Genomic DNA, 22,718 nt, shown 5'->3' with positions numbered 1-22,718 from the left:
TCTCCCTCTTTCGCCGAGCTTTCGGCGTTCGGGCGGACCTGGGTAAGGATCGGGAACTACGCATAAGCGCCGCAGATGCGTAGTTCCCGACGCTGTCCGCGACCGGGCCGGTCGGTAGGTTTGGGGTCATCGGCCGGGTTTCCCCGCGTCGCCTGAGGAGAGTGTGATGTCCCACGACGCCCGATTGCAGAAAGCCGTGCTCGCCGAACTCAACTGGGACCCGAGCGTCCCCGCCGGGCATATCGGTGTCACCGCGACCAACGGTGTCGTCACGTTGAGTGGCCACGCCGGCAGCTACGCCGCGAAATACGCCGCCGAACGTGCCGCGGCGCGGGTAGACGGCGTCAAGGCGGTGGCCGAGGAGATCGAAGTCCAGCTGGAAGATCGCTTCAAGCGCGGGGACGAGGCCATCGCCAGCGCGATCGTCGAGCGGCTCTCGTGGGATACGACCGTGCCGCACGACAGCATCAGGGCACAGGTCGAGGACGGCTGGGTCAGCCTGCGCGGCGAAGTGTGCTGGCATTTCCAGAAGGACGCGGCCGAGGCGGCGGTGCGGCCGCTCGCGGGCGTCGTCGGCGTGATCAATCACGTCACGCTCAAGCCGCGCGTCGACGTGACCGACGTCAGCAACGACATCCGGACGGCGCTGCACCGCTCATGGTTCTTCGACGGCGACACGATCAAGGTGTCCGTCGACGGGGGCACCGTGCGACTTACCGGATCGGTCGACTCGCCGCACGACCGGATGGTCGCTGAGCGCACCGCGTGGGCGGCGCCGGGCGCGGTGAACGTCGAGAACATGCTCGAGATCGCCTGAGTTGCGCGCGCCGACGTCGTATCGCATCCGCCACGTTGCCGACGGTCCGGTTGGCTGCGCGCGGCGCTGCTCGGCGCAAACGACGAGTCCGTCTCGACCGCGAGCCTGGTCATCGGCGTTGCGGCGGCGTTTGCGCATACCGCTGGCGAGACTAGCGCCATCGTCATCCCTGCAACGGTCGGAGTGGTCGCAGGCGCGATGTCGATGGCGGTGGCCGAACATGTCTCGATCAGCGCGCATGCGGACACCGAGACCGCCCAATTCGCGAGCGACGAACTGAACGCCCCGTCGGACTCGAGGGCGCGGCCTCTCCGGACGCCCTTCGCGTTGGCGGCAAGCGTCGCGGCGGGAGCGGCGCTGCCGTTGCTGACGGTGCTCGTCGCTTCGCCGTCAAAGCTCGTATGCTTGGTTGCAGCGCAGCCTTGCTGTTCTTCGGACCGCTCGGCGCCCCAATGCGAAGAAGGCCGTGCAATCGGACGCCTGATCGGTGAGGCGACGCGATCGACCGCGCCTGGCCGACAGCCGTTGTCGGCGACACCTTTCGATCGGATATTATTATGACGATGCGCCGCTGCCGTACCGCTTCTCGCTCGCACTGACGTTCGCCCGACGGCTTCAGCACGGAGACCGCCGGTCGTCGAAGGCCGAAACTGCCGCAGCGCGCTGAGTCCGGCGCGCGTGATCCTGTGCGGCATGGCGAAACAACCGGCCGCAACGCTCGTCTCGACATGGGTCGGGCCGGCCGTCAGGACCGGGACCTATTCCGAGGCGCTGAGCTGTAGGCGCCGTCAGGCTGATATCGTCATCCGCAGCATCATCGACGCGGGATCGCCCGGGCAAGCGGACGCGATCCAGCCGCGTTCGCGTTCGAGGTCGATTGCCTGGTGATTGTCGCGGCTCTCGATCGATTCCAGCGTCATGATGCCTTTAGCGCGGGCGAACGCCGCGACGTGATCGAGCAGGGTCCAGCTGATCCCGCGGCGTTTGAAGTCGGTGCGGATCGCGATTGCGACTTCGGCGCGGGTCAGGCCCTCGTCGGCGGCGAGCATTGCCGTCGCGACGATCCGGTTCGTGGCGGGATCGAAGGCGAGGAAGTTCTCGGTATGCTCGTGATCGACCGTAACCAGCGCGAGAAGCTGGTCGTGGCCGACCTTGTGGATCGCGCTGAGGAACCGGAACCGAAGGTCTTCCCTGTCGACATGCTCGAAGAATTCGCCGAGCGCCGGTTCATCGGCGGGCGACGCAGCGCGGACGTGGAAGACATAGCCGTCGCGCGTCGTCAGGTCGGTATCCCAGGACACGACCGAGGGTGTTTGCGTGACCTGTGCCCGCTCGCTGACGCGTTCGACCATCTTGATGTCCCTTTGCGAGTGTGCGCCGTCGATGGCGTTGCACCCGGTGCTAGTCGCAAAGCCGTTGCCCCCGCAGCGTCGGGAAACACGTAGTTGCCAACGCTACCGGCGGACGCCTGGCTGGCTTGGAAGGGCGATCTCCGCCCGAATGGCCGCATGACTATCGACATGCGGCGCACGCAGGATCTGGCGCACCTGATCGTCCGGCGCGAGGGAGAAATCGAACGCGAGCGGCGGCGGCCCGCGCTTGGCGTTGCGACGGGCATGCTGTTGTCGCAGAGGCTCGCGGCCGCGGCGCTGGCCCCGTCGTCGTTCACGGTTCTGCCCGACGCGCTGAGGCGTGACGCGGTGCGGTTGTAGCCGCGACGCCCGTCACATCCGCATCGTACCCGTATCGAGGAACCGCTGATGCCACGACAGCGCCTCGCCCGGTAAAGTCGGCGTTTGCTGCCCGTACGAGCCTTCTCGCGCGCGCCGGTAATAGTCCGCGAGTGCAAGGCGGTAATCGGGATGCGCGCAATTTTCGATAATAACCGCGGCACGCTGCTTGGGGCTCAGGCCGCGCAGGTCGGCCAGGCCCTGTTCGGTCACCAGCACCTGGACGTCCTGGCTGATATGGTCGACATGGCTCGCCTGCGGCACGATCGCGGAGATGTCGCCGTTCCTTGCGGTCGACGGCGTCATGAAGATCGAGACATAGGCGTTTCGCGCGAAATCGCCCGAGCCGCCGATGCCGTTCTGGATCCGCGATCCCATGATGTGCGTCGAATTGACGTTGCCGTAGATATCCGCCTCGATCAGCCCGTTCATCGCCAGGCAGCCGAGCCTGCGGATCAGTTCGGGATGGTTGCTGATCTCCTGCGGGCGCAGGATCATGCGGTCGCGATACGCACCCATGTCCGCGTTCAACCGCGCCGCCGCCTCGGGGCTCAGCGAGAAGGCGGTTGCCGACGCCATCCGCAGCTTGCCGGAATCGAGCAGGTCGAGCATCCCGTCCTGAATGACCTCGGTATAGGAGGTCATGGCGTCGAACGGTCCGTTGACGAGGCCTGTCAGTACCGCGTTCGCGATGTTGCCGACGCCCGACTGTAACGGCAGCAGCGAGGCAGGAAGGCGTCCGCGTGCGACCTCGTGACGGAAGAACTCGATCAGGTGGCCAGCGATCGCGTGTGCCGACGCATCGGGCGCGGCGAACGGCAGGTTGCGGTCGGGGGCTTCGGTCTCGACGATCGCGACGACCTTGGCGGGATCGACCCGAAAATAGGCGTCGCCGATCCGGTCGTCGGGCCGCACCAGCGGGATCGGCACGCGGTGCGGCGGCAGCGCGGTACCGTAATAGATATCGTGCATCCCCTCCAGCGCGGGGTTCTGCCAGCGATTAACCTCGAGGATGATCTGGTCGGCGCGATCGAGCCAGGTCTTGTTGTTGCCGACCGACGAAGAGGGGATCAGCGATCCGTCGGCGCGGATGCCCGACACCTCGACCACGGCGGTATCGAGCGGTCCCAAGAAGCCCTGCCACGCCATCGGCGCGACCTGGCTCAGGTGCATGTCGAAATACTCCATCTCGCCGCGATTGATCTTCTCGCGCGCGATCGGATCGGAATTATACGGCAGGCGAAATTCGATGCCGTCCGCCTTGGCCAGCGCGCCGTCGAGTTCGGGCCCGGTCGACGCGCCGGTCCAGACGCGAATCTGGAACGCATCGCCCGCGGCGTGCTCGGCCTCGATCCGTGCGGCGAGCGCCATCGGCACCGCCTTGGGATAACCCGAGCCGGTAAAACCGCTCAGGCCGACCGTCGATCCCGATGCGATCAGCGATGCGGCGTCGGCGGCGCTCATGATCCTGTCGCGCAGGCTGTGGTTGGCAATTCGGCTCATGGGGTTCCTGTCATCTCGTTGCGCTTCGATCGATCGCGGTCGGCTTTTCGGACGTCCGCGTGCCAGCTTTTCACCTGGCATCGCCAGTAGACGATTTCCTTCGCTCCGAGACTCCACGCGACCTCGGCCGCCATCGGCAGCCAGATCGTATCGACCAGCCGATAGTCGGAGAACCGGCCATGCCACGGGGTCGGGAGGATCGGCGGGGTTGCCGAGCGGGGGCGATCCGGCGCGAAAGCCGTCGTTATCCGTCCGTCGCTATCCAGCCCGAGGATGACTTCCGACGCCGTCGCCCCGATACCCGCGCTGACCGACAGGGTGTCGGGGCCGTCGACCCGCCAGCGCAGTTCGGGATTGTCGAGGATGGCCTGCGGCGCCCATGCGATCTCGGCGAGGTAGCGCATCAACTCGCCGCGCACGAGCGCTGGCGTGTGCTGCGCCCGAGCGAGCGGAATGACCCCGAGCGCAGTAATGTCGAACCGCCCGGCGCCATCCTGCAGCGCGTCGCGTCCGGAGATCAGGCCGAACGGCCCGACCTTGGCGCGCCAGTCGAACGCGCAACGGTCCGTCGCGATGGTTTGGAAGGCCTTGAGCGCCATCCAGGAGTCGGACTGGAGCGACCGCCTCATGTGTCCGGTCTGGGTCAGGCTGACGCATGGGGAATGCGCCGCGGGCCGCACACCCAGGCGCATCGCGAGATCGACGACGGCGGTCGGCAAGGTTCCAGCCCTGCTCATCCGCGCACCTTCGTTGCTGCGATCGGTGTCGTCATGATACGATCACCGCATTTACCGGTCGCCGCAACGACCAAGGCAGCTCCGGTCCATAGCCGAACCGCATCACGATATCCGGGCGCCTGCCTGAGGTGCCGACCAGCGCCGCCAGATCCGCGCGGAGTGTGGGGACCTCGACCGGCTGGTTGATGAAGGCGTGCTTCAATCCCAGCGCGGTCGCCTCAAGCGCGAAACGCTGGCACGCACGCCCTACCGCAACCCAGTCCGCCGCGGTTTCTCCCGCCCCGATAAATACGGCTATACCTGCCGACGATCGTAGCTGGGCGGCATAGGCCTGGTTTTCCGATCGCGCCGTCGAGATCCAGTCGAACGCATGAGGCCCGAGCCAGTCCGGTAGCGCGGGATTGCCGCTCGCGGCGCTATAGAGCCCGTCGCCGGTCCGCAGCGCCGCTTCCGGATTGAACCGGAGCCATGATTTCAGCTCGCGGACGAAGGCGGGGTTGGTCCTCTGCAAGGTATTGCCGGCGAGGACGAGGTCGCTCAGGCGATCGATGCGCCGCCGATCGGTGAGCAGGACGAGACCGACACCGGGGACGGCCGCGGCCTTTACCAGCGTGTCGAGGTCTCTGGTGGGAATAGCGCGACCGTCATACGCGGCGCGGGTCGATTGACGCCTGGTTATGGCGTCGAACAGCGGGGAAGGGGCCGGCCGTGCCCTTTCGAAACGGACCGCGACCGAGCCTGGGTTCCGCGGATCGAAGGCGACGGTGCCGGGCATGCCGCGCGCCGCCGATGCCAGCGACAGCGTCTCCGCCGCCGCACCGAGGCTGACGAACAGGTGGTGATCGTCCGGATCGACGACCGCGGTCCGTCTCGAAAAGTCGGGCATGATATCGATCTGCCGGTCGCCGATACGAAAGCGCCACGGTTGCGTGTTGTGGCCGTTCGGCGCGAGCGTCGCATAACGAATGAGATCATGCGCAGACGGCGCATCAGCCAGTGGCGCGCGCATGGCGGTCGCGCGATCAGCGTAGTTCGACGAGGCATTCGCGGCTCGATCCATAAGATAGGTCGCCTCGCCGCCAACCAGGGCGGTCGCCCCCGCACCAATCAGGACTTGTCGTCGGTTCACCGTCAGTCCCCAATATCACGGATGCACCGACGCTCCCGATGAGGCAGCCTGCTACTTTCCATGGCGACCGAGAACCGACGTGAAATACTTAGACGGATCGGCCGTGCGTTCTTGTCGCGGCGGCCCGGTTCGACACCGCGATCGTGGCACTTGGCCTGACTTCCGCGTTCGCGATTTGCGCAGGGATTCGAAAGAACCGGGGGATTTGGTCGCCAGTTGGTGAAGCGGCGCGTTTCAGGACGATTCGCCGGTTCGACCGATTATATCGGGTCGGCCGGCAGGTTGATCGCGACGTTAGGTTTCAAGTAGATCGTGAGGCTCGTCACGCCGTTTGGCTATGCCCGGATACGGTTGAGTCGAAGGCGCGTGGTCGGCGGACATCTGTTCTTCCGGCAATCGTGTTGATCCAGAGCCATCGCGCGGGAACGGAGCACGTGTCCGAACGCTGTTGGCTCGGAACATTACAAGGATATTCATGGCCAGCCCGACCCGCGATGAACGTCATGCGCTGCTTCAATCCAAACGCGCTTTGAAAATGGCTCGGTCAACGCATGCCTATGTACGCGGCAACACCGCCAAATTCTACGAATGGCTGGAGGAGTCATCTGCGGCAAAACGCGTTCCACGCGGGCCGGCAATCTGGATCTGCGGCGATTGTCACCTCGGCAATCTGGGCCCGATCGATGACGGCAACGGTCGTATCGAGGTACAGATCCGCGATCTCGACCAGGCGGTGATCGGCAATCCGGCACACGACCTCATCCGGCTCGGCCTGTCGCTGGCGACGGCGGCGCGAGGCTCGGACCTGCCCGGTGTCACGACGGCGCGTATGATGGAAGCAATGGTGGATGGTTATGCCAGGGCGATGGCGGATCCCACCAGCGGAGACGCCGTCCCCGAACCCAATGTCGTCCGCAGCGTCAAACGCCGCGCGCTCGGCCGCAAATGGAAGCATCTCGCCAAAGAGCGTCTGGACAGCCCCGACCCTGTCATTCCGCTCGGCGACAAGTTCTGGGCCTTGGAGGACGATGAGCGCGCCACCCTTGGCGAAATGCTCGGCGCCTCCGACGTCTCGAACCTGATCCTGTCGCTTGATCGCAAGGACCGGAACCGCAGCGTGAGGATGGTCGATGCCGCCTATTGGATGAAGGGATGCAGCTCGCTTGGCCTGCTGCGCTTTGCCGCGCTGGTCGGTCTGAAGAACGCAAAAGGGCGATCGGACTATGCGTTGCTCGACCTCAAGGAAGCCGTCGATCCGATAGCCCCGGCGGCGCGAGGAGCGGTGATGCCGAGCGACCCGGCCGAACGGGTGGTGGCCGCAGCGCGCGCCTTGTCGCCGCATCTCGGCGAACGCATGGTCGCGACCAGGGCGTTCGGCCGTTCGCTGTTTATCCGTGAGTTGTCGCCGCAGGATTTAAAGCTCGAGGTCGATCAATTCAGCAACGGCCAAGCGGTCACGGCCTCACATTATCTGGCCTTTGTCGTAGGCAAGGCCCACGCCCGCCAAATGGACGACAGGACGCGGCTTGAATGGGCTGAGATTCTCGATGCCGACCGCCGTCACGCCATCGACGCGCCTACATGGCTGTGGGAAAGCATCGTATCCCTGGCGGGCAGTCACGAGGCGGGATATCTCGACCATTGCAGGCGCTATGCCCTCGCGTGAAGTCTCGGAACGTGGACGCATGGCGTAGCGCACGTTAGCTCAAGCCGGTGAGGGGGAACGTCGGCTGCACGTGGCGCAAGACTGTTGACGCGTGATGACGGCGCAGGTTTCCCGAGACGTCATGCCTTTCGGGCAGCCGTGCCGTCGGGCAAAGGGAGTGCGTCCGGCATCAGCCTCGCATCGAGCGTGAACCAGTGGCTTGAGTCGGCGAGCCGAAAACAGTCTGCGACTGTCGAGGAGATCAGGTCAGCGTGAACGTGCTCGTCTTTTCGATGCTGATCAGCGCAGGTGTTGGCGGCGTGATCGCATCCCTCAAGGGCCGCTCGCCTGCGCTTTGGATGAGCCTTGGCCTGTGTACGGGTCCTGTCGCCGTGACGTTGATCTTGCTTCTTTCCCGCCGGAAAGACGGGAAACCCTCGAAGCAGCCCATTTCGCCGCCACCCGTTGCCATGCGTTCGATCGCCGATGACATCGATGGTCTGGAGGGGATGCGCGCGCGCGGGACCATCAACGACGACGAGTTCGCGCAGGGCAAGGTACAGATTATCGCCTGGCCGGTATCGTCGCCGATCCTGCCTGCCCCCGCCTCGCAGCGAGCATGCGTGGAGGGCAGACGGACCTGGGCACTCTATCAACCCGCGACACGTGCCTCGCTCGAGACGTTTGCCCTGAGGCATGCGCTCCATCCATCGTGGCGCAGCGACGTGCCGTTCGAGGTGGCCTGTACGTTTCGCGTTCAACCGGGCCTTTCGTTCGAGCTGTCACTCGCCTTGGAGAAGGGCATGATCCATTGCTGGGGCGCTGGATGGGATCTGAACTCTATCGACCTTCTTGGTCCAGAGCAGGGTCTCCCGCCCCAACTCGAGGCGGCACTCGATGCGCTGGTTTACGGAACGGGGCGCATCGTGATCCTGCAGGCGTTGCACGCCACTTCGCCCTTTTTGGTTACCCTTCAGACGAAGAAGAACGGCCGCTGGCAAACGGTCCGGCGGCGGTGGGATGTCCCGGTTTCGCCGGTCTGGCGGCGAACGATCGTCGCTAACGCCGATGCGCGCCCGGCGTGACGAGTGGCAGGAACACGAGTCTGCAGCCCCGATCGCCGGCGGATGGTTTGAACGTTATCTGGGCGACGACATCGTGCCGGATTTGTCCTCCGACATAGGCTTTACACGCGTGCGAAACAGTGTCGGCCAATCGCCAGGGCCGCCGCCACACCGCTGCTGCAGGGTGTATGACGACAGACGGAAACCGGTGCCGTCATAGGTCCATTCCTGCGCCGATCCGCAGTCCGCCATGCCGCGACCCTTTGCATATTGGCCGAAGACGCGACTTGTGGGATCGTAACGGCCCTCGACATATTCGCCGCGACTCTCTTGGTCTGTCGGCGCAGAAGGCAGGGGATCCGGCAGTATCAACAACCGTGCGTCGCCCGGGTCCCCGCGCGCCACGATGAAGGCAAGCACCGAAGTCTGGTACGCAAAACGGCCGCACGCGAGCAGCACGATGGCCCGAGACGCGTCGAGCGGGTCGGCACTGTCGCCTATGCCCGGCTCACGGTCGCAATCATGTGCGGCCAATGCACGGCCCTGCAGTCGACGTACGCTTGCGGCAAACGCGGCGGGTTTCGCCAGAGGGCCTGGCGTCGGCCCCTGGGCCACGATTGGTGGCAGGACGGCTCCGGACGTGGTCGTAGCGGAGCGGGGGCCGGGGCGTCCTAAGGCGGTCACGTTGCCGATGCGGCCTTGCGCCTCGTCCACCACGATCAGGACCGCGGCCAGACCACGCAGCGGTACGCGCGAGCCGTGGCTGCTTCCCGACCACGATACTGCCTTGGCGTCGCGTATTGCGCGCACGAACGACAGCGCATCGTCGCCATCGATACTTGCACCACGGTTCTGATCGGACCTTGCCCATTTTGGTCGACGCAGCGGCATGGCATCGTCGATCCGGATGGTGTTCGGGTCGAACGTCGAACCCGACGTGACGTCGACAGTCAGCTCTCCGGCCGGACCTGCCGCGCGCGCAATCACGATCCCGGCATCCTCGTCATACGGACTGGTATCGCCATCGCGATCGTCGAGAACGTATTTGGCGACGCACTGGCGGGTATTGTCACAGGCGACCAGCCAGTCTCCGATTTCCCGGTAAACCGGCTGGATGCCTGGCGGAAAGGCCGGGCGTGCGGACGCCCCAGCAACGGTCGCGACTGGCAACGCCATCGCAAGGGAAAGCGCAAAAGACAGTCGGGCAATTTTTTTCATCGGCGCCGCTCCAGCGTCCAGACCAGATCAGCCCCGTCGCGCACCCGAGCGAGAATGTCGAGCCTGCCAGCGTTCCCGTCCAGGGCCCGCCTCCGCCTAGCCGCATCACGCCCGAGCTTGCTATTACCGCGTCGCCCAGGTCGAGGATCGCTTCGAAGGCACGATGACGGATCAGAGCGTGCGGCGTGCCTTGCCCTTGCGGGCATCGCCGACGGCGAGGGAGATCGCCGAGACGGCGAAATAGAAAGCACCGAAAGCAGCATAGGGTGCGATGTTGGCGATGCTCACCGGCGCTGGCCCTTGCGCCATCCTGATCACGAAGACGCTCGCCAGCGCCGACTGCGCGCCACTCAGGATCATCGCCCATTGGGCACCACTGGCCTTCCAGCGCCCGACGGCAGTGGCGAGTTGCAGTACCCCGGAAACGCCTGCCCAGACGCCGAACACGATCAGCACGCTGTTCATGCTGGTACCGAGTGCCACGGCAACCGCGATGGCGGTGAGGGCACTGAAACCGAAGTTCAGCCTCTGCGCGAGCTTGGGCTTAGGTCCGCCACTGAGTGTGGCATCGGCGAGGTTCGCGATCGCGTCCCACGCGGGGTAACCGACGAGCATGATCGCGGCGAGCACAGGCGCATCTTTCGCGATCGAAATGGCGAGCAGAACCCAGAGCGCCGAGAAGGCAAACCGAGCGAAATAATAGTGTTTCAGCCATCCCGAGCCCACCGGGGCCGAGAATGACTGCGCGCGATCGAGTGTCTGAGTAGCCACGTGGAATCTCCTAACAAGTTGTTGACCTACTAGTAGGTAGGTCAATTATAGTCAAACGGTTGCTTTCGCTTGTAGCCACGCCGGTCGGTGCTGACGGGTAGACCTGTGCCGCTCTCGCCTCGCTTGCGCGCTACCTTATGCACGCTATATCAACCTACTAGAAGGTAGAGGTGGGCGATGAATACGACTGCGAGCAAGCTTATCGGCGAAGCACGCCAGATGATCGCGAACGTTGGCTACAACGGCTTCAGCTACGCGGATCTGTCCAAGCGGTTGAGTATCAGCAAGCCGAGCATCCACCATCATTTCCCGTCGAAGGTCGATCTGGTCGTGGCCGTCGTCGAGGAACAGCGTGCCGCTATTCAGGCCCAGCTTGGTGCGCTCGAGGTCGGTTCTCCCGATGCCATGGTGCAGCTGCTTGCTTACGTGAATTACTGGAAACGGTGCATCGAGGACGAGACGAACACCTTCTGCCTCGCTGGCGTGCTGGCGACGGAACTGCCCGGGCTACCGCCGCGGGTTGGTACCGCCGTGCGCGGCCATTTCGACGACCTTGGCAGATGGATCGAACGTGTCATGGAACTGGGACTCGAACAGGGTACGATCCAGTTGGACCTCGAGCCCAGAACCTCGTCTCAGTTCTTCCAGACCGCGGTGTACGGCGCGATGGTAATGGCCCGCGCTTACGGCGACGCTCGCAAGTTCAACTTTATCGTGGATGCCTTTCTGGCGCGGATGGCCACGGGCAAGCCTCGCTGATCCCGCGGGCGCGCGGCTTGGCCGATATCGTCGCCAGGGCGGTGACAATGCTCTTTCCGCTCGCGTCCGTCCCGGCGATCCAGCACGATCGCGTCGTACCGCGGGAGCCGGGTCAGCACGCCTTTAACGGGTGTCGCAGCTACGATGTGAAGCTGATCGAGCGGGAGAGCGCGTCCCAAGTAGCGATTTCGGCCTTGATCGCCGGAAGCTCCTCTATCGGCGCCAGCGCAAAAATCGATAAGGTTAGCGTGTAGCGAAAAGGCGGGTTAGTCGGTCGCGAATGTCCCAGTTCCCTGCCTCGATCCTGATCGTACTCCACGATTTTTCGCTGGGTGGGACCGAACGCGTCGCGACCCGTCTGGCCGCGGTCTGGGCCGCAAAGGGGGTGCACGTAACCGTGTTTGCGGGATCCAACGACGGTCCTCTACGCGTCCTGGCGGGTGATGACGTCGAGGTCGTGATTGCCGATCCGCCGATCCCTCGATCGCGTGGTTCGCGTGCACGCCTCGCCCGGGCAGCACGCGCGTTCGTTGCGGCGCGGCGGTTCGACGGCGTGTTCGTGCCGGGCAATTATCACTGGCCGGTTGCCGCGGCGCTAAGCGGGCGCGGTATCCCGGTCGTCGCACAGGTGAGTGCGGCGCTGGACAAGCCGCAGCGGGGGCGGGTGCAGCAATGGGCGTTCGAACTGCGGATGCGACGGCTGTTGCGCAAGGTGGAGGCGGTCGTCGCACTATCGGACGTCGCGCGCGATCAGGCGAACCGGATCTTACGCCGCGCCGTCGCGACCACTATCGCGCTGCCTGCACTTGGCGACGACGTGGCCCCGCCAACCCCGGTTCCCGGCACTCAACCTGCCGTCGTCCTGGCTGCGGGGCGGCTGGTGCCTGAAAAAGGCTTTGCACAGTTGATCGAGGCGTTTGCCATGCTGCCCGCAGCAATGGCGCGGCTCGTGATCGTTGGCGATGGCCCGGAAGCGGATACGCTGCGCCGGCAGAGCGAGGCGTTGGGGATCGCCGATCGCGTCGAGCTTGCCGGGTACGTCGCCGATATCCGGCCATCGCTCGATACTGCGCGGGTGTTCGTGCTGGCGTCGGATTTCGAGGGGTATCCTGCCGTCGTCGTGGAGGCACTGGCGGCGGGGCGACCCGTGGTGGCGACCGACTGCACGCCGGCGACGCGGTTGCTGGAGGCGCCGGGGGCCGGGATGGTCGTACCGCTCGGCGATAGCGCGGCGCTGGCACGAGCGATCGCCGCAATGCTCGACCGGGCACCGCCGGATCCTGTGAAGCTGGCGGCGCTGGTCGCGCATCACCGGATCGGTGATGTCGCCGATGCGTATCTCGACCTGTTTGCAGAGGTGCGCGCGTGAGCGGTCGGCCGGTGCGGATCGCCTATGTGATCAACTCGGTCGAGGGCGGCGGGGCGGCGTCCCCGGTGCCGGCCGTGCTGGGCGTGTTGCGCGGTGGCGGTGCAGAGATCGCGGTGTTTGCTCTCACCGCACGCGATCGGCGGGGCGAGGCGGCAATGCGCGTGGCCGGGTTCGACGTGCACGTACGCGACGGTGGCGAGACGGATCACGGCGCGGCGCTACGGTGGCTCGACGCGACGTTGCGCGACTGGGCGCCGACGCATGTGTGGACCTCGCTGACGCGCGCGACTTTGCTCGGACAGATCGTCGGGCTGCGTTGTGGTTGGCCGGTGGTCAGTTGGCAACATGCGGCATTTCTGAAGCCTGCCAACCGCGTCCTGCTGCGCGCGATGCAGCGCCTGTCGCGGCTGTGGGTCGGGGATTCGACGGCGGTAACGCGGCTGACGGCGGAGCGGCTCGGGGTACCGCCCGAGCGTCTCGTTCAATGGTCGATCTTTCGTGCGGATCCCGACGCGCTTCAGGCTGTGCCCTGGCGGGTGGGAGACACGGTCCGGATCGGCAGCCTCGGCCGACTTCACCGCGTGAAGGGCTATGACGTCCTGATCGACGCACTGGCGCTGGTCGCTACGAGCACGCCGTACGAGATGGCGATCGCGGGTGACGGTGCGGAGCGTGCGGCGCTGCAGGCGCGGGCGGCGGCGTTGGGCGTCACGACGGTGCGGTTCGCCGGTTACGCCGCGGACCCCGCGGCGTTCGTCGCCGGCTGCCATCTCTACGTACAACCGTCGCGATCCGAGGGGCTATGCGTCGCGGCGCATGAAGCGATGCAGGCAGGGTTGCCGGTGGTGGCGTCAGCGGTCGGTGAATTGCCGAGCAGCATCGTCGAGGGCGAAACCGGGGCGACCGTACCGCCTGGCGACCCGGTCGCGCTCGCCGCGGCGTTGTCGGCGCTGCTGGCAGACCCAGCGCGGCTGGCGGGGATGGGGCAGGCCGGACGCGCGCGCGTTCTAGCGACGTTCGGCCCGGAGCGGTTCGCCGCGACCGGGCTCGCTATCCTAGCGCGGATGCGCGCGTTCGCGCGGCGCGGCCAAGCTTCCTGAGTTCCCGCACCGCTTCGATCGACAGGCCATGCAGCGACAATTCGGTGCGCTTCATGTCGACCAGCGTGACCGGGCCGGCAGCGGACAGCGTGTGGAACCCCTCGACGAACGGCGCGCACGACGCAGGCGCGACCAGTGGGTCGCCCGCTTCGGCTTCGAACCGGTCGGGCGTCAGCGTCGTGATCGTCAGCGGCCGGATCGCGCCACCATAGGTCCGGCTGCAGTCCTGTACCGGCAGCACGATCCGGCCATCGACTACCAGTGGCATGCCCCCCGGTCGTGCGCTGGCGAGGTCGACGCGTACCGGGTTGGCCGGGTGCGGCGTCCAGGGTCCCGCCAGCCGATCGGCACAGGCGACGTGCAGCGCGCTCATCTTGTCGGGCTCGCGGTCCGCCGACGTGTAGAACAGCCACCAGAGGCCGGCATGGAACACCGGCGTCGCATCGACCGCGACGTGATCGAGCTCGATCACGTGCGCCGGCTCCCACCGGGTCGGGAAGTCGACCGCGCGGTACAACGTCAGCCGGTTCGAGCGGTGCGCCTCGGGCAGCATCCACGTCTCGCCCTCTGCTTCGAACACCAGCGGGTAGGACAGGTGCCAGGGCTCGTTCAGCACCGGCTGGCGGTCGATCAGGCGCAATTCGGCATCATAGACCAGCACCTCGATCGCGCCGATCCGGATACGGTAGTCGTAGGTCTCGACGAACACATACAGCCGCCCGTCACGCCACAGCCCGAAGGGATCCGCGAGGAACTGGAAGCTGCTCATCGGCGGCAGCCACATCATCGGAAAACCCGCGATCGAGCCGTTGGCGACGATCGCCTCGGCGGTCGCCAGCACGATGGCGGGGCGCCAGATATCCTTGCGTAGAGCCACGGCGTTCAGTCGATCCTCGGGCGGCGCCGGACGGTGGCGCCTGAATGACCGGCCTTCTCGCGTCGGTTCAGGCTACGCGCAACCCCTGCGTTCCCGTGATCGTCTCCAGTTCGCGTTCCGGCAGCACGCTCGGGGTCGTATCGCCGAGCACGCTCATCACCGCACGAGCGGCGCGAACCGCGGATCGCTCGGCGGTCAGTTCGAAGCTGCGCTGGAACAATGCGCGCTGGACCGGGCGAAAGCGGTCGTGGTGCGCGACGGCGCGGTCCAGCGCATCGGCGAGACGCTCGGTACCGGTTACGACTTCGCCGGCCTGCCAGTGCGCGTAGTTCGTGTCGCCCTCCCATTTGGTCGCGTGTGCGTCTAGGAACACGCACGGACGCGGGTTGTGGAGGAATTCATACACCTGGCTGCTGACGTCGCCGAGATAGATGTCGGCCGCGGCGGTGTAGGTCATGTCGGTCGACGCAGCGCTGCCGAGATCGACATGGATGTTCGGCGCATCGAGGAACCGCTGATCGATCACGCCGGCCCGGTCGATCCGGAACTTGTCGATCGTCACCACGAACTTGCGGTGGAACAGCATCACGTGCGGCGCGAAGATCAGGTTGTACCGATCGTCGTGCAGGAAATGTTCGAGCACCGCACGGCCCTGCTCGTACCACGATGACAGATGCGGCGAGGGATGCGGGTTGTAGAGCACGGTAGGCTTGCCGTTGGCCTGGAACGGCAGGCGCGGGGCGGGGGTCGGCATCAGGTCGAACTTGGGATAGCCGATCAGGCTCATCTTGTTGAACGGAACACCCGCTTCGCGGTGGAGGCGCTGGCGAATCTTACTGCCCGAGACGAGGACGTGATCGAAGGTGGCGCTGTGCTTGTTGAAGCCGATTGCGCGGTCACCGGCACCGTGGCGCGTGTGGATGATCTTGAGATCGTCGAGACCGTAACGCGTCTTCAGCAGCAGCGAGGTCTTCTCCGCGACGACCAACGCGTCGAGCGAGCGGAAGAAATCGAGATTGTCGCGGTATACGCCGATCTTGGTCACGGGCAGCGCCCATTCGAGCGCGCCAGCCAGCGCACGCGTCGATGGCCGCTGCAACCCGAGCTGGATCAGCGTGACGCTCGCGCCCAGGCGATCGCACAACCGCCGGACTTCGGCGGTCAGCCTGTCGTTAGTGGTCGCCACCACGATCTCGGCGTGCGGATAGCCTTCGGCCATCGCGAGCGCGGTCGGGAGGGCGTGCGCGACCTGATGAACCTGGTCGTGGTTGAACAGAAAACCGATCTTCATGGCTGGTAGACGTTGGCGCTCGCAGCGATCCTCACTAAATATTTTGTCATCGACCCTGAGCGTGGGAACTTTGTGGTCGTCGGTCCCCAGGAGCGTGTTTATGGGAGCGGCGATGCGATCGCCCTCTCGCCGTCTTCCGTCCCCTGAAGGGCACGCCGCCCCCGCGCGGTCGGGCGTGTGGCTGGTGCTGGCCAATCTCGGGCATCTGCTCGGCGGCAAGGCGGCGGCGGGCGTCATGAGCCTCGTCTACCTCGTGCTCGTCACTCACCGACTGGGCGCTGCGGACTATGGCGTGCTGGTACTGGTCAACGCCTATGCGGTCCTGATCGGCAGCATATTCGCGTTTTCGGGGTTCCACGGAGTCGTTCGCTATGGCGGGATCGCGTTGGAAGCGGGCGACCGTGCAGGGTTCGCACGGATCGTCCGGTTCCTGGCGGCGATCGAGCTTGGCTGCGGCGTGGTCGCGGTGATCGTCGCAGCGCTGCTGGTGCCGTTGATCGGGCCGCGGCTCGGCTGGTCGCCGGACACCATCCGCATCGCCATACCGTACAGCCTTGCGGTGATAGCCACCGTCCGCGCGACTCCGCAGGGGCTACTCCAGATCGCCGGACGGTTCGACCTGATCGGACTGCATCAGGCGGTATCGCCGCTGATCCGGCTGATCGGCGCGTTGGGTGTCTGGTTCACCGGCGGCGGGCTGATCGGGTTCATCACGGTCTGGCTCGTCGCCGCGGTTGCGGAAGGGATCGCGATGTGGGGCCTCGGCCTGGTGGCGTGGCGCAAGCTGGCGGCAGGCGAGCCGCTGCGCGGGCCTTGGCGCGGCGCGGCGCGTGATACCCAAGGGCTCAAGCGGTTCATCCTGATCACCAATTTCGACATCACCGTGCGCGAACTCGCGCCCAATCTCGCGCCGCTGACCGTCGGCTGGCTGCTCGGGCCGGCGGCGGCGGGTCTGCTCGCGCTTACTCAGCGGGCGACCTCGCTGCTCGCGCAGCCGACCGTGCTGCTCAGCCAGGCAAGCTATGCGGTGCTCGCGGCACAGGTCGCGCGCGGCGATCTGGCAGGGCTGCGCCATACCGTCTGGCGGAGCGCCGGTATCGCGCTGGCGGTCGCAATCCCGATCGTCGTCGTCCTTGCGCTCGCCGGCGATCGGCTGCTCGTGCTGTTGGGTGGCGCAAGCTTCGGTGGCGGGACGGTGTTGTTGATCCTGATCGCCGGTGCACGCACGGCGGGGCTGGCAAGCGCGCCGCTCGCCTCTGGGCTGACTGCGCTTGGTTTGCCGGGGCGATCGATGACGATCGGGCTGGTGACCAGCCTCGCGCTGTATCCGCTGCTGCCGCTGATGCTGTGGGAGTTCGGGACCGATGGGGCAGGGTGGCATGCACTGTTGCAGAACGGCGTTGCGATCGTCGCGCTGGCAGCGATGTTCCGCCTCGACGCGCGCGGGACGCCGGCATGACCGGGGGGCTCAGGGCGGTCTTCCTGGCCGAACGGGCGATGGTCCTGCGGCTGCTCGTCGCGCGGCTCGGCAGCGTCGAGGAGGCGGAGGACGCGCTGCAGGATTTGTGGCTGAAGCTGGAGACGGTCACCGGCGGCCCGATTGCCGAACCGGTCGGTTATATCTGCCGGATGGCGAACAACATCGCGGTCGATCGCCGCCGCCGCGCGGTCCGTCGCGCCGACCGAGACACCGGCTGGATGGAGACGCAGGCGGGTGCGGACGAGCAACCCGATGCCGAGCGCGCGCTGATCGCCCGCGAACGGCTTGCGCGGGTCGAGCGGACGCTTGCCAACCTGCCCGAGCGGGTCGCCACCGCATTCCGCCTGTACCGGTTCGAGGACCTGCCACAGAAGGTGATAGCAGAGCGGATGAACATCACCGTCAGTGGTGTGGAGAAGCTGTTGCACCGCGCGTACCTGCGAATTCACTTGCAACGCCCGAAATCTGGTGCGGATGATGCACAGGCAGGACGTCTCACTATCGAGGAGGACCAGCGCGATGGTCGATGAGTGGGACGAGCAGGAGGATGGCGCGGCGGCGCAGGCGGTCGCATGGCATCTCCGTCTGCCCGGCGCCGGCGCAGCCGACTGGCAGGCGTTCACGCTCTGGCTCGAGGCCGACCCCGCGCATGCGGACGCGTATGATGCGCTGACCTGCGCCGATGCCGAACTCGACGAGGCGCTGACTCCGCCGGACTGGTCCGAGGTAGTTCCGTTGACGCCGGCAAACGACGATCGGGCAGCGCCGCGCCGGCGTTGGGCGCTGGCCGCGTTCGGCGGGCTCGCCGCGGCTGGCATCGTCGGCGTGATGCTGCCTTTGGAGAGCGATCCCGCCGTCCGTATCGTCGAGACTCCCGCGGGCGTTCGCCGTGCCGTGGTGCTGGCGGATGGCAGCCGGATCGAACTGAACGGCGGCACGCGTATCGCGATCGACGACAGCGCATCGCGTCTGGTCACGCTGGAGCGCGGCGAGGCGATCTTCCGCGTCACGCATGATGCCGCGCATCCGTTTCTGGTCCAGTCGGGCTCGATGCGGTTGCAGGACGTCGGCACGGTTTTCAACGTAACGCGGGTCGGCCCGCATCTCGGCGTGCAGGTCGCCGAGGGCGCGGTGATGTTCCAGCCCGAGCATGACCGGATCATGCTGACGGCGGGCGCCGCGCTGTCGCACGTCGATGGCGAGGCACCGCGGATGTCGGGAGTCGCGGTTGCCGACGTCGGCAGTTGGCGCAGCGGACGGCTCGTATTCCAGCAGACGCCGGTACGGCTCGTCGCGGCGGCGCTGGAGCGCAGCACCGGATCGGTCGTGACCGTCACGCCCGGACTCGCGGAAACACCGTTCACGGGGTCGATCGGAATGACAGGCGGTGCCGACCGCCTGATCCCGAGAGCCGCCGCACTGATTGGCGCTCGTGCGGAACATGTCGGTGGACGCTGGCGGCTGGTTGGGGGGCATGCCGGTCCGTAACGCCCGCTTCGCCGTCCCGCTGCTGGCCGCATCGCTGTTCACCCTATCGTTGCCCGCTCCCGTCCACGCGGCGGAGCGGCGCGCGATCGCCGTGCCAGCGGGACCGCTCGATCGCGCGATATCGGTGCTGGCGGAACAGGCGGGCGTCGACATTGGCAGCGCGGAACCGGGCCTCGCGCGGATGATGGTCAGGGGCGTGCAGGGGCGCCTGACGGCGGCGGCGGCACTCGACCGGCTGCTCGTGGGTACGCCTTTCACGACACAGCGACTGGATGCCGGCAGCTACCGGATCGTCCGTCGCCGGATCGCCCCGCCAGCCGTTCGCCGTGCGCCCAAACCTGCGCCGATCGCACCCGGCGTCGAAACATCACTCGACATCGTCGTTACCGCGACCAAGCGTACGACCTCGCGACTTCGCTTTCCCGGCGCCGTGACGATCCTCCGGCCGGGCGGAGCCCTGGTCTTCGGCGATGCTGCGAGCAACGGCCTCGACGCCGCGATCGCCGCCACGCCGATCCTGCAGGGCACCGCGCTTGGCGCCGGCCGCAACAAGCTGTTCATCCGCGGCGTCGCGGACAGCAGCTTCACCGGCCCGACCCAGTCGACCGCCAACGTCTATTTCGGCGAAGTCCCGGTAGCCTATAACGGTCCCGACCCCGGCCTGAACCTGTATGACATGGATCAGGTCGAGGTGCTCGAGGGGCCCCAGGGCACGCTGTACGGCGCGGGCGCGATCGGCGGTATCGTCCGGCTGGTGCCGCATGCCGTCGACCTGACGCGCGTGTCGGCCAACGTCTCCGGCGGCGTCAGCGCGACCAGATCGGGCGATCCCGGCGGCGACATCGCCGGTATGATCAACCTGCCGATCCGGAGCGGCACGATTGGTCTGCGCGCGGTCGGTTACCGCATCGTCGAGGGCGGCTATATCGACGACGTGCGGCGCGGCCTGACCGACATCAACCGCGTGACGACGACCGGCGGGCGCTTCGACGTCCGCGTGGTTCCCGCAAGCGGCTGGACGATCGATGCGGGGCTCGTCGCGCAGCGCGTATCGGCGCCCGACCTCCAATATGCCGAGCGCGGCATGGCGCCGATGTCGCGCGCGTCGCTGCTCGCCCAGCCGTTTGAACAGCAATATCTTCTTGGTCGCGTCGTGGTCGATCGACGCTGGGAAGACGGCCTGCATCTCGTCTCCGCGACCGGTCTCGTCCGACGCGATGCCGACAGCCGGTTCGATGCTACCCGCCCCAACCGACCCAACGCCCCGATTGCCTATGACACCGACGAGCGCAGCCGGCTGTTCTCCCACGAGACTCGCCTGTCGCGGACCAAGCCGAATGGGGCGGGCTGGTTGGTCGGGGTCGCGCTGATCCACGCGCGCGACGCCTATGCGCGCATGTACGGCCCGCCCGACCGCCTGCGCGATATCGTCGGCGTCACCAACCGGACACTCGACGCGGCGGTGTTCGGCGAGGCCGGCGTCGCACTGACGCCGGCACTGACGATCACCGCGGGCGCCAGGCTGACGCATCAGCGTACTGACGGCGATCCGATCGCCAGCCTGCGCACCACGACCTATATCCGCGGGCGCAGCGCGACCCGGTTGGATCCGACGCTCGGCGCATCGTGGCTGCTGACGCCCGCGGTCTCGGCCTATGCACGCTATCAATCGGGCTTCCGGACGGGCGGCATTACCGTCGCACCGGGTATCGGGCGGATCGCAGACCTGGTGCCCGACACGATTCACGTCGCCGAGATCGGCATCCGCAAGGAACGCGGCGGACCGACCGGGCTCGCCGGATCGCTGGGCGCATCGCTCACGGATTGGCGCCACATCCAGGCGGATCTCGTCGATCGGACGGGATTTCCGTTCACCACCAACCTCGGCAACAGCCACATCCGCGGACTTGAGGGGAGCATCGACTGGGTGCCGCTGGTCGGCGTGCGGGTCGACGCGGCGATGTTCCTGAACGGCACGCGCGTGACCGATCCCGATCCTGCGCTGCGTCGCCAGGTCGGCACGCGGTTGCCGAACACCCCGCCGTTCGCGGTGTCGGGCAGTATCGGCTACGATTGGTCGATGGGTGACGACGCCAGCGCGAGCATCGACGCCGGCTGGCGTTACGTCGGCCGCTCGACGATCGGGACGCAGGCGCCGCTGGACGTGTCGCAGGGCGAATACGGCACCGCGCACCTTGGCGGCACATGGACGCGTGGACGCTTGCGCGCGACCGCCACGATCGAGAACGTGTTCGACGTCAAAGGCGATCGCTTCGCCGGAGGCAACCCTTTCGCGCTCGCAGCACGCAACGAATATACCCCGTTGCGACCACGTACGCTGAGGATCGGCGGGGCGATCACGTGGTGATCAGCTCACTCGATCGGACATAGCGGCCTCGCTCGTCATCCGGCACACCGTGGTCATCGACTGCCGCCGGACACGTCTTTGCGAATAGAAGATATCGTTCGGTAAACTAGCGGTCGAAATCGGGAGCAAGAAGTAAGCTGTGCGTGTCGCCAGCCGAACCAAGCCGACGATGTCAATGGTATGGTCGTTTTGCAAGTTCTTGGGTCTGTCGGTTTTGAAGGCATAGCCTACTCAGGGTTGGTCGCCGATCTAGGGCGAGGGGGAATTTGCTCATGTTCAAGATCAACGGCCAAACCCTGGCGACGTCGACATCACGATCCTTTTATCAACAAGCTCGCAATAATACCTTTCTTTCAGCGACTTCAGCGGCGCTTTTGATCACGGCGACCGCGACCGCACAGGATAGGCGCGTCGAATCGGGGCGCGATCTGGTCGAGGACCTCCACACTGCGTTTGGCGAGCATCACGCGCGCGCCGTTCACGCCAAGGGTATCATCCTCGAAGGTCGGTTCGAACCGACGAGCACCGCCCGAACGCTGAGCCGTGCTACAATGTTCGAGCATGCGACGCCGGTCATCGTGCGCTTCTCGAACTTCACCGGCTTTCCGAACATCGCGGACAACGATCCCGGTGCCAACCCGCGCGGCATGGCGATCAAGTTCGGTTCGCCGACCGATCCCTCGCTCGATATCGTTACCCACAATTTCGACGGGTTCCCGACGCGGACCGCGACGGAGTTCGGCGCGCTGCTGCGGGCGATCGGCACGAGCGGTCCCGGCGTTGCTGCACCGACGCCGCTCGACCGGTTTCTCGCCACGCATCCGGATGCCAAGACGTTCCTGACGACCCAGCACCCGGCGCCGTTGAGCTATGCGACGACGGCATATTTCGGGGTCAATGCGGTCACCTTTACCGACCGCAAGGGCCATGCGCGACCGGTGCGCTATCGGTTCGTCCCCGCAGCCGGCGAGCATTATTTCGGCGTCGGCTCAGGCCCGACGCCGGACTATCTCCAGCCGGAAATCGCGAAACGTGTGAAGGACGGGCCGATCCGCTTCGACTGGTACGCGCAACTCGGCGAGCCCGAGGACCTGCTCGACGATCCGTCGATCGCGTGGCCATCGAGCCGCAAACGCGTAAAGCTCGGCACGATCATGATTGATACGCTGGCCGCGAACACGGCCGAAACCGATCGTGCGCTGACGTTCCTGCCGGGACGGATGCCCGACGGGATCGCCGCTGCCGACCCGATGCTCGCGGTGCGCACCGAGGCGTATCCGGTGTCGTTCCGCGAACGCCAGTAATTCGAAGCCGCTGGCCCGTTGATGTAACGGGCTGATGTTCAAACCACTCGGTGCGCGGTTGTCGTTTC

22 protein-coding genes are annotated in these 22,718 nt (G+C 66.2%); 14 read left to right on the top strand and 8 right to left on the bottom strand.

Features of this window, described 5'->3' with window-relative positions; genetic code table 11:
- Positions 1-166 precede the first annotated feature (166 nt).
- Both SJY41_RS06475 and SJY41_RS06470 read left to right on the top strand, forming a co-directional pair.
- Positions 167-817 carry a BON domain-containing protein gene (locus tag SJY41_RS06475; RefSeq protein WP_380780109.1) on the top strand — a complete coding sequence of 217 codons (651 nt, stop codon included), beginning with the start codon at positions 167-169 and terminating at the stop codon, positions 815-817.
- 54 nt (positions 818-871) lie between these two features.
- Positions 872-1,378, top strand: a complete 507-nt coding sequence (locus SJY41_RS06470; protein WP_380784073.1) for a VIT1/CCC1 transporter family protein — start codon at positions 872-874, stop codon at positions 1,376-1,378.
- A 227-nt stretch (positions 1,379-1,605) separates the two neighbouring features.
- Here the strand turns inward: SJY41_RS06470 and SJY41_RS06465 are convergent, their stop codons facing one another.
- The gene (locus tag SJY41_RS06465) at positions 1,606-2,169 is read right to left on the bottom strand and encodes a GNAT family N-acetyltransferase (protein ID WP_380780108.1); all 564 of its coding nucleotides are present in this window, start codon (positions 2,167-2,169) and stop codon (positions 1,606-1,608) included.
- A gap of 156 nt (positions 2,170-2,325) precedes the next feature.
- Here SJY41_RS06465 and SJY41_RS06460 point away from each other — a divergent pair, with 156 nt between their 5' ends.
- Positions 2,326-2,529 carry a hypothetical protein gene (locus SJY41_RS06460; protein ID WP_380780106.1) on the top strand — a complete coding sequence of 68 codons (204 nt, stop codon included), beginning with the start codon at positions 2,326-2,328 and terminating at the stop codon, positions 2,527-2,529.
- 12 nt (positions 2,530-2,541) lie between these two features.
- Here SJY41_RS06460 and SJY41_RS06455 read toward each other — a convergent pair whose 3' ends face one another.
- From SJY41_RS06455 to SJY41_RS06445, 3 genes are read right to left on the bottom strand one after another with little or no spacing between them, the layout of a single operon-like run.
- Positions 2,542-4,050 carry an acetyl-CoA hydrolase/transferase family protein gene (locus SJY41_RS06455; RefSeq protein WP_380780104.1) on the bottom strand — a complete coding sequence of 503 codons (1,509 nt, stop codon included), beginning with the start codon at positions 4,048-4,050 and terminating at the stop codon, positions 2,542-2,544.
- Positions 4,047-4,787, bottom strand: a complete 741-nt coding sequence (locus SJY41_RS06450) for a DUF6920 family protein (protein WP_380780101.1) — start codon at positions 4,785-4,787, stop codon at positions 4,047-4,049. The genes SJY41_RS06455 and SJY41_RS06450 overlap by 4 nt, the downstream gene beginning before the upstream one ends.
- A 31-nt stretch (positions 4,788-4,818) precedes the next feature.
- A complete protein-coding gene (locus SJY41_RS06445; RefSeq protein WP_380780099.1) occupies positions 4,819-5,916 on the bottom strand; it encodes an Acg family FMN-binding oxidoreductase in 1,098 nt (365 codons plus the stop codon).
- Positions 5,917-6,391: 475 nt separating this feature from the next.
- On the opposite strand from SJY41_RS06445, the gene SJY41_RS06440 reads away from it, so the two are divergent.
- Both SJY41_RS06440 and SJY41_RS06435 read left to right on the top strand, forming a co-directional pair.
- Complete coding sequence (locus SJY41_RS06440; RefSeq protein WP_380780097.1) at positions 6,392-7,582, top strand: DUF2252 family protein; 1,191 nt, start codon at positions 6,392-6,394, stop codon at positions 7,580-7,582.
- 251 nt (positions 7,583-7,833) lie between these two features.
- Complete coding sequence (locus SJY41_RS06435) at positions 7,834-8,646, top strand: hypothetical protein (RefSeq protein ID WP_380780095.1); 813 nt, start codon at positions 7,834-7,836, stop codon at positions 8,644-8,646.
- 54 nt (positions 8,647-8,700) lie between these two features.
- Here SJY41_RS06435 and SJY41_RS06430 read toward each other — a convergent pair whose 3' ends face one another.
- Both SJY41_RS06430 and SJY41_RS06425 read right to left on the bottom strand, forming a co-directional pair.
- Positions 8,701-9,843 (bottom strand): DUF1176 domain-containing protein, encoded by a 1,143-nt coding sequence (locus tag SJY41_RS06430; RefSeq protein WP_380780093.1) that lies wholly within the window; start codon positions 9,841-9,843, stop codon positions 8,701-8,703.
- Positions 9,844-10,014: 171 nt separating this feature from the next.
- Positions 10,015-10,614, bottom strand: coding sequence for a DUF308 domain-containing protein (locus tag SJY41_RS06425; protein ID WP_380780091.1), 600 nt, complete (start codon positions 10,612-10,614; stop codon positions 10,015-10,017).
- A 177-nt stretch (positions 10,615-10,791) separates the two neighbouring features.
- On the opposite strand from SJY41_RS06425, the gene SJY41_RS06420 reads away from it, so the two are divergent.
- The 4 genes from SJY41_RS06420 to SJY41_RS06405 are packed head-to-tail and all read left to right on the top strand — an operon-like array spanning position 10,792 to position 13,842.
- Positions 10,792-11,373: a TetR/AcrR family transcriptional regulator gene (locus SJY41_RS06420; protein ID WP_380780090.1), complete on the top strand. Its 582-nt coding sequence runs from the start codon at positions 10,792-10,794 to the stop codon at positions 11,371-11,373.
- A 17-nt stretch (positions 11,374-11,390) separates the two neighbouring features.
- The gene (locus SJY41_RS06415; RefSeq protein ID WP_380780088.1) at positions 11,391-11,627 is read left to right on the top strand and encodes a hypothetical protein; all 237 of its coding nucleotides are present in this window, start codon (positions 11,391-11,393) and stop codon (positions 11,625-11,627) included.
- 26 nt (positions 11,628-11,653) lie between these two features.
- A complete protein-coding gene (locus SJY41_RS06410) occupies positions 11,654-12,742 on the top strand; it encodes a glycosyltransferase (RefSeq protein ID WP_380780086.1) in 1,089 nt (362 codons plus the stop codon).
- Positions 12,739-13,842, top strand: coding sequence for a glycosyltransferase (locus tag SJY41_RS06405; RefSeq protein ID WP_380780085.1), 1,104 nt, complete (start codon positions 12,739-12,741; stop codon positions 13,840-13,842). The genes SJY41_RS06410 and SJY41_RS06405 overlap by 4 nt, the downstream gene beginning before the upstream one ends.
- Here the strand turns inward: SJY41_RS06405 and SJY41_RS06400 are convergent.
- Both SJY41_RS06400 and SJY41_RS06395 read right to left on the bottom strand, forming a co-directional pair.
- Entirely contained in the window at positions 13,793-14,719 is a 927-nt protein-coding gene (locus tag SJY41_RS06400; RefSeq protein WP_380780083.1) for a formyl transferase, read from the bottom strand. The two genes, SJY41_RS06405 and SJY41_RS06400, sit on opposite strands and share 50 nt — an antisense overlap.
- Positions 14,720-14,786: 67 nt before the next feature.
- Positions 14,787-16,010, bottom strand: a complete 1,224-nt coding sequence (locus tag SJY41_RS06395) for a hypothetical protein (RefSeq protein WP_380780081.1) — start codon at positions 16,008-16,010, stop codon at positions 14,787-14,789.
- 112 nt (positions 16,011-16,122) lie between these two features.
- On the opposite strand from SJY41_RS06395, the gene SJY41_RS06390 reads away from it, so the two are divergent.
- The 5 genes from SJY41_RS06390 to SJY41_RS06370 all read left to right on the top strand — a co-directional run bounded on the left by SJY41_RS06390 (position 16,123) and on the right by SJY41_RS06370 (position 22,650).
- The gene (locus SJY41_RS06390; RefSeq protein ID WP_380780079.1) at positions 16,123-17,469 is read left to right on the top strand and encodes a lipopolysaccharide biosynthesis protein; all 1,347 of its coding nucleotides are present in this window, start codon (positions 16,123-16,125) and stop codon (positions 17,467-17,469) included.
- On the top strand, positions 17,466-18,020 hold the full coding sequence (locus SJY41_RS06385) for an RNA polymerase sigma factor (protein WP_380780077.1): 555 nt from the start codon (positions 17,466-17,468) through the stop codon (positions 18,018-18,020). Before SJY41_RS06390 ends, SJY41_RS06385 begins: the two co-directional genes overlap by 4 nt.
- Positions 18,010-18,978, top strand: coding sequence for a FecR family protein (locus tag SJY41_RS06380; RefSeq protein WP_380780075.1), 969 nt, complete (start codon positions 18,010-18,012; stop codon positions 18,976-18,978). Before SJY41_RS06385 ends, SJY41_RS06380 begins: the two co-directional genes overlap by 11 nt.
- Positions 18,965-21,346 carry a TonB-dependent receptor domain-containing protein gene (locus tag SJY41_RS06375; protein ID WP_380780074.1) on the top strand — a complete coding sequence of 794 codons (2,382 nt, stop codon included), beginning with the start codon at positions 18,965-18,967 and terminating at the stop codon, positions 21,344-21,346. Before SJY41_RS06380 ends, SJY41_RS06375 begins: the two co-directional genes overlap by 14 nt.
- Before the next feature lie 374 nt (positions 21,347-21,720).
- A complete protein-coding gene (locus SJY41_RS06370) occupies positions 21,721-22,650 on the top strand; it encodes a catalase family peroxidase (RefSeq protein ID WP_380780072.1) in 930 nt (309 codons plus the stop codon).
- Positions 22,651-22,718: the final 68 nt, after the last annotated feature.

Source organism: Sphingomonas sp. R86520, from assembly GCF_042466285.1.
In the GTDB taxonomy this organism is placed as follows: domain Bacteria; phylum Pseudomonadota; class Alphaproteobacteria; order Sphingomonadales; family Sphingomonadaceae; genus Sphingomonas.
Note: the sequence above shows the minus strand (reverse complement) of the source record. Positions and strands in the feature narration are given on the sequence as shown.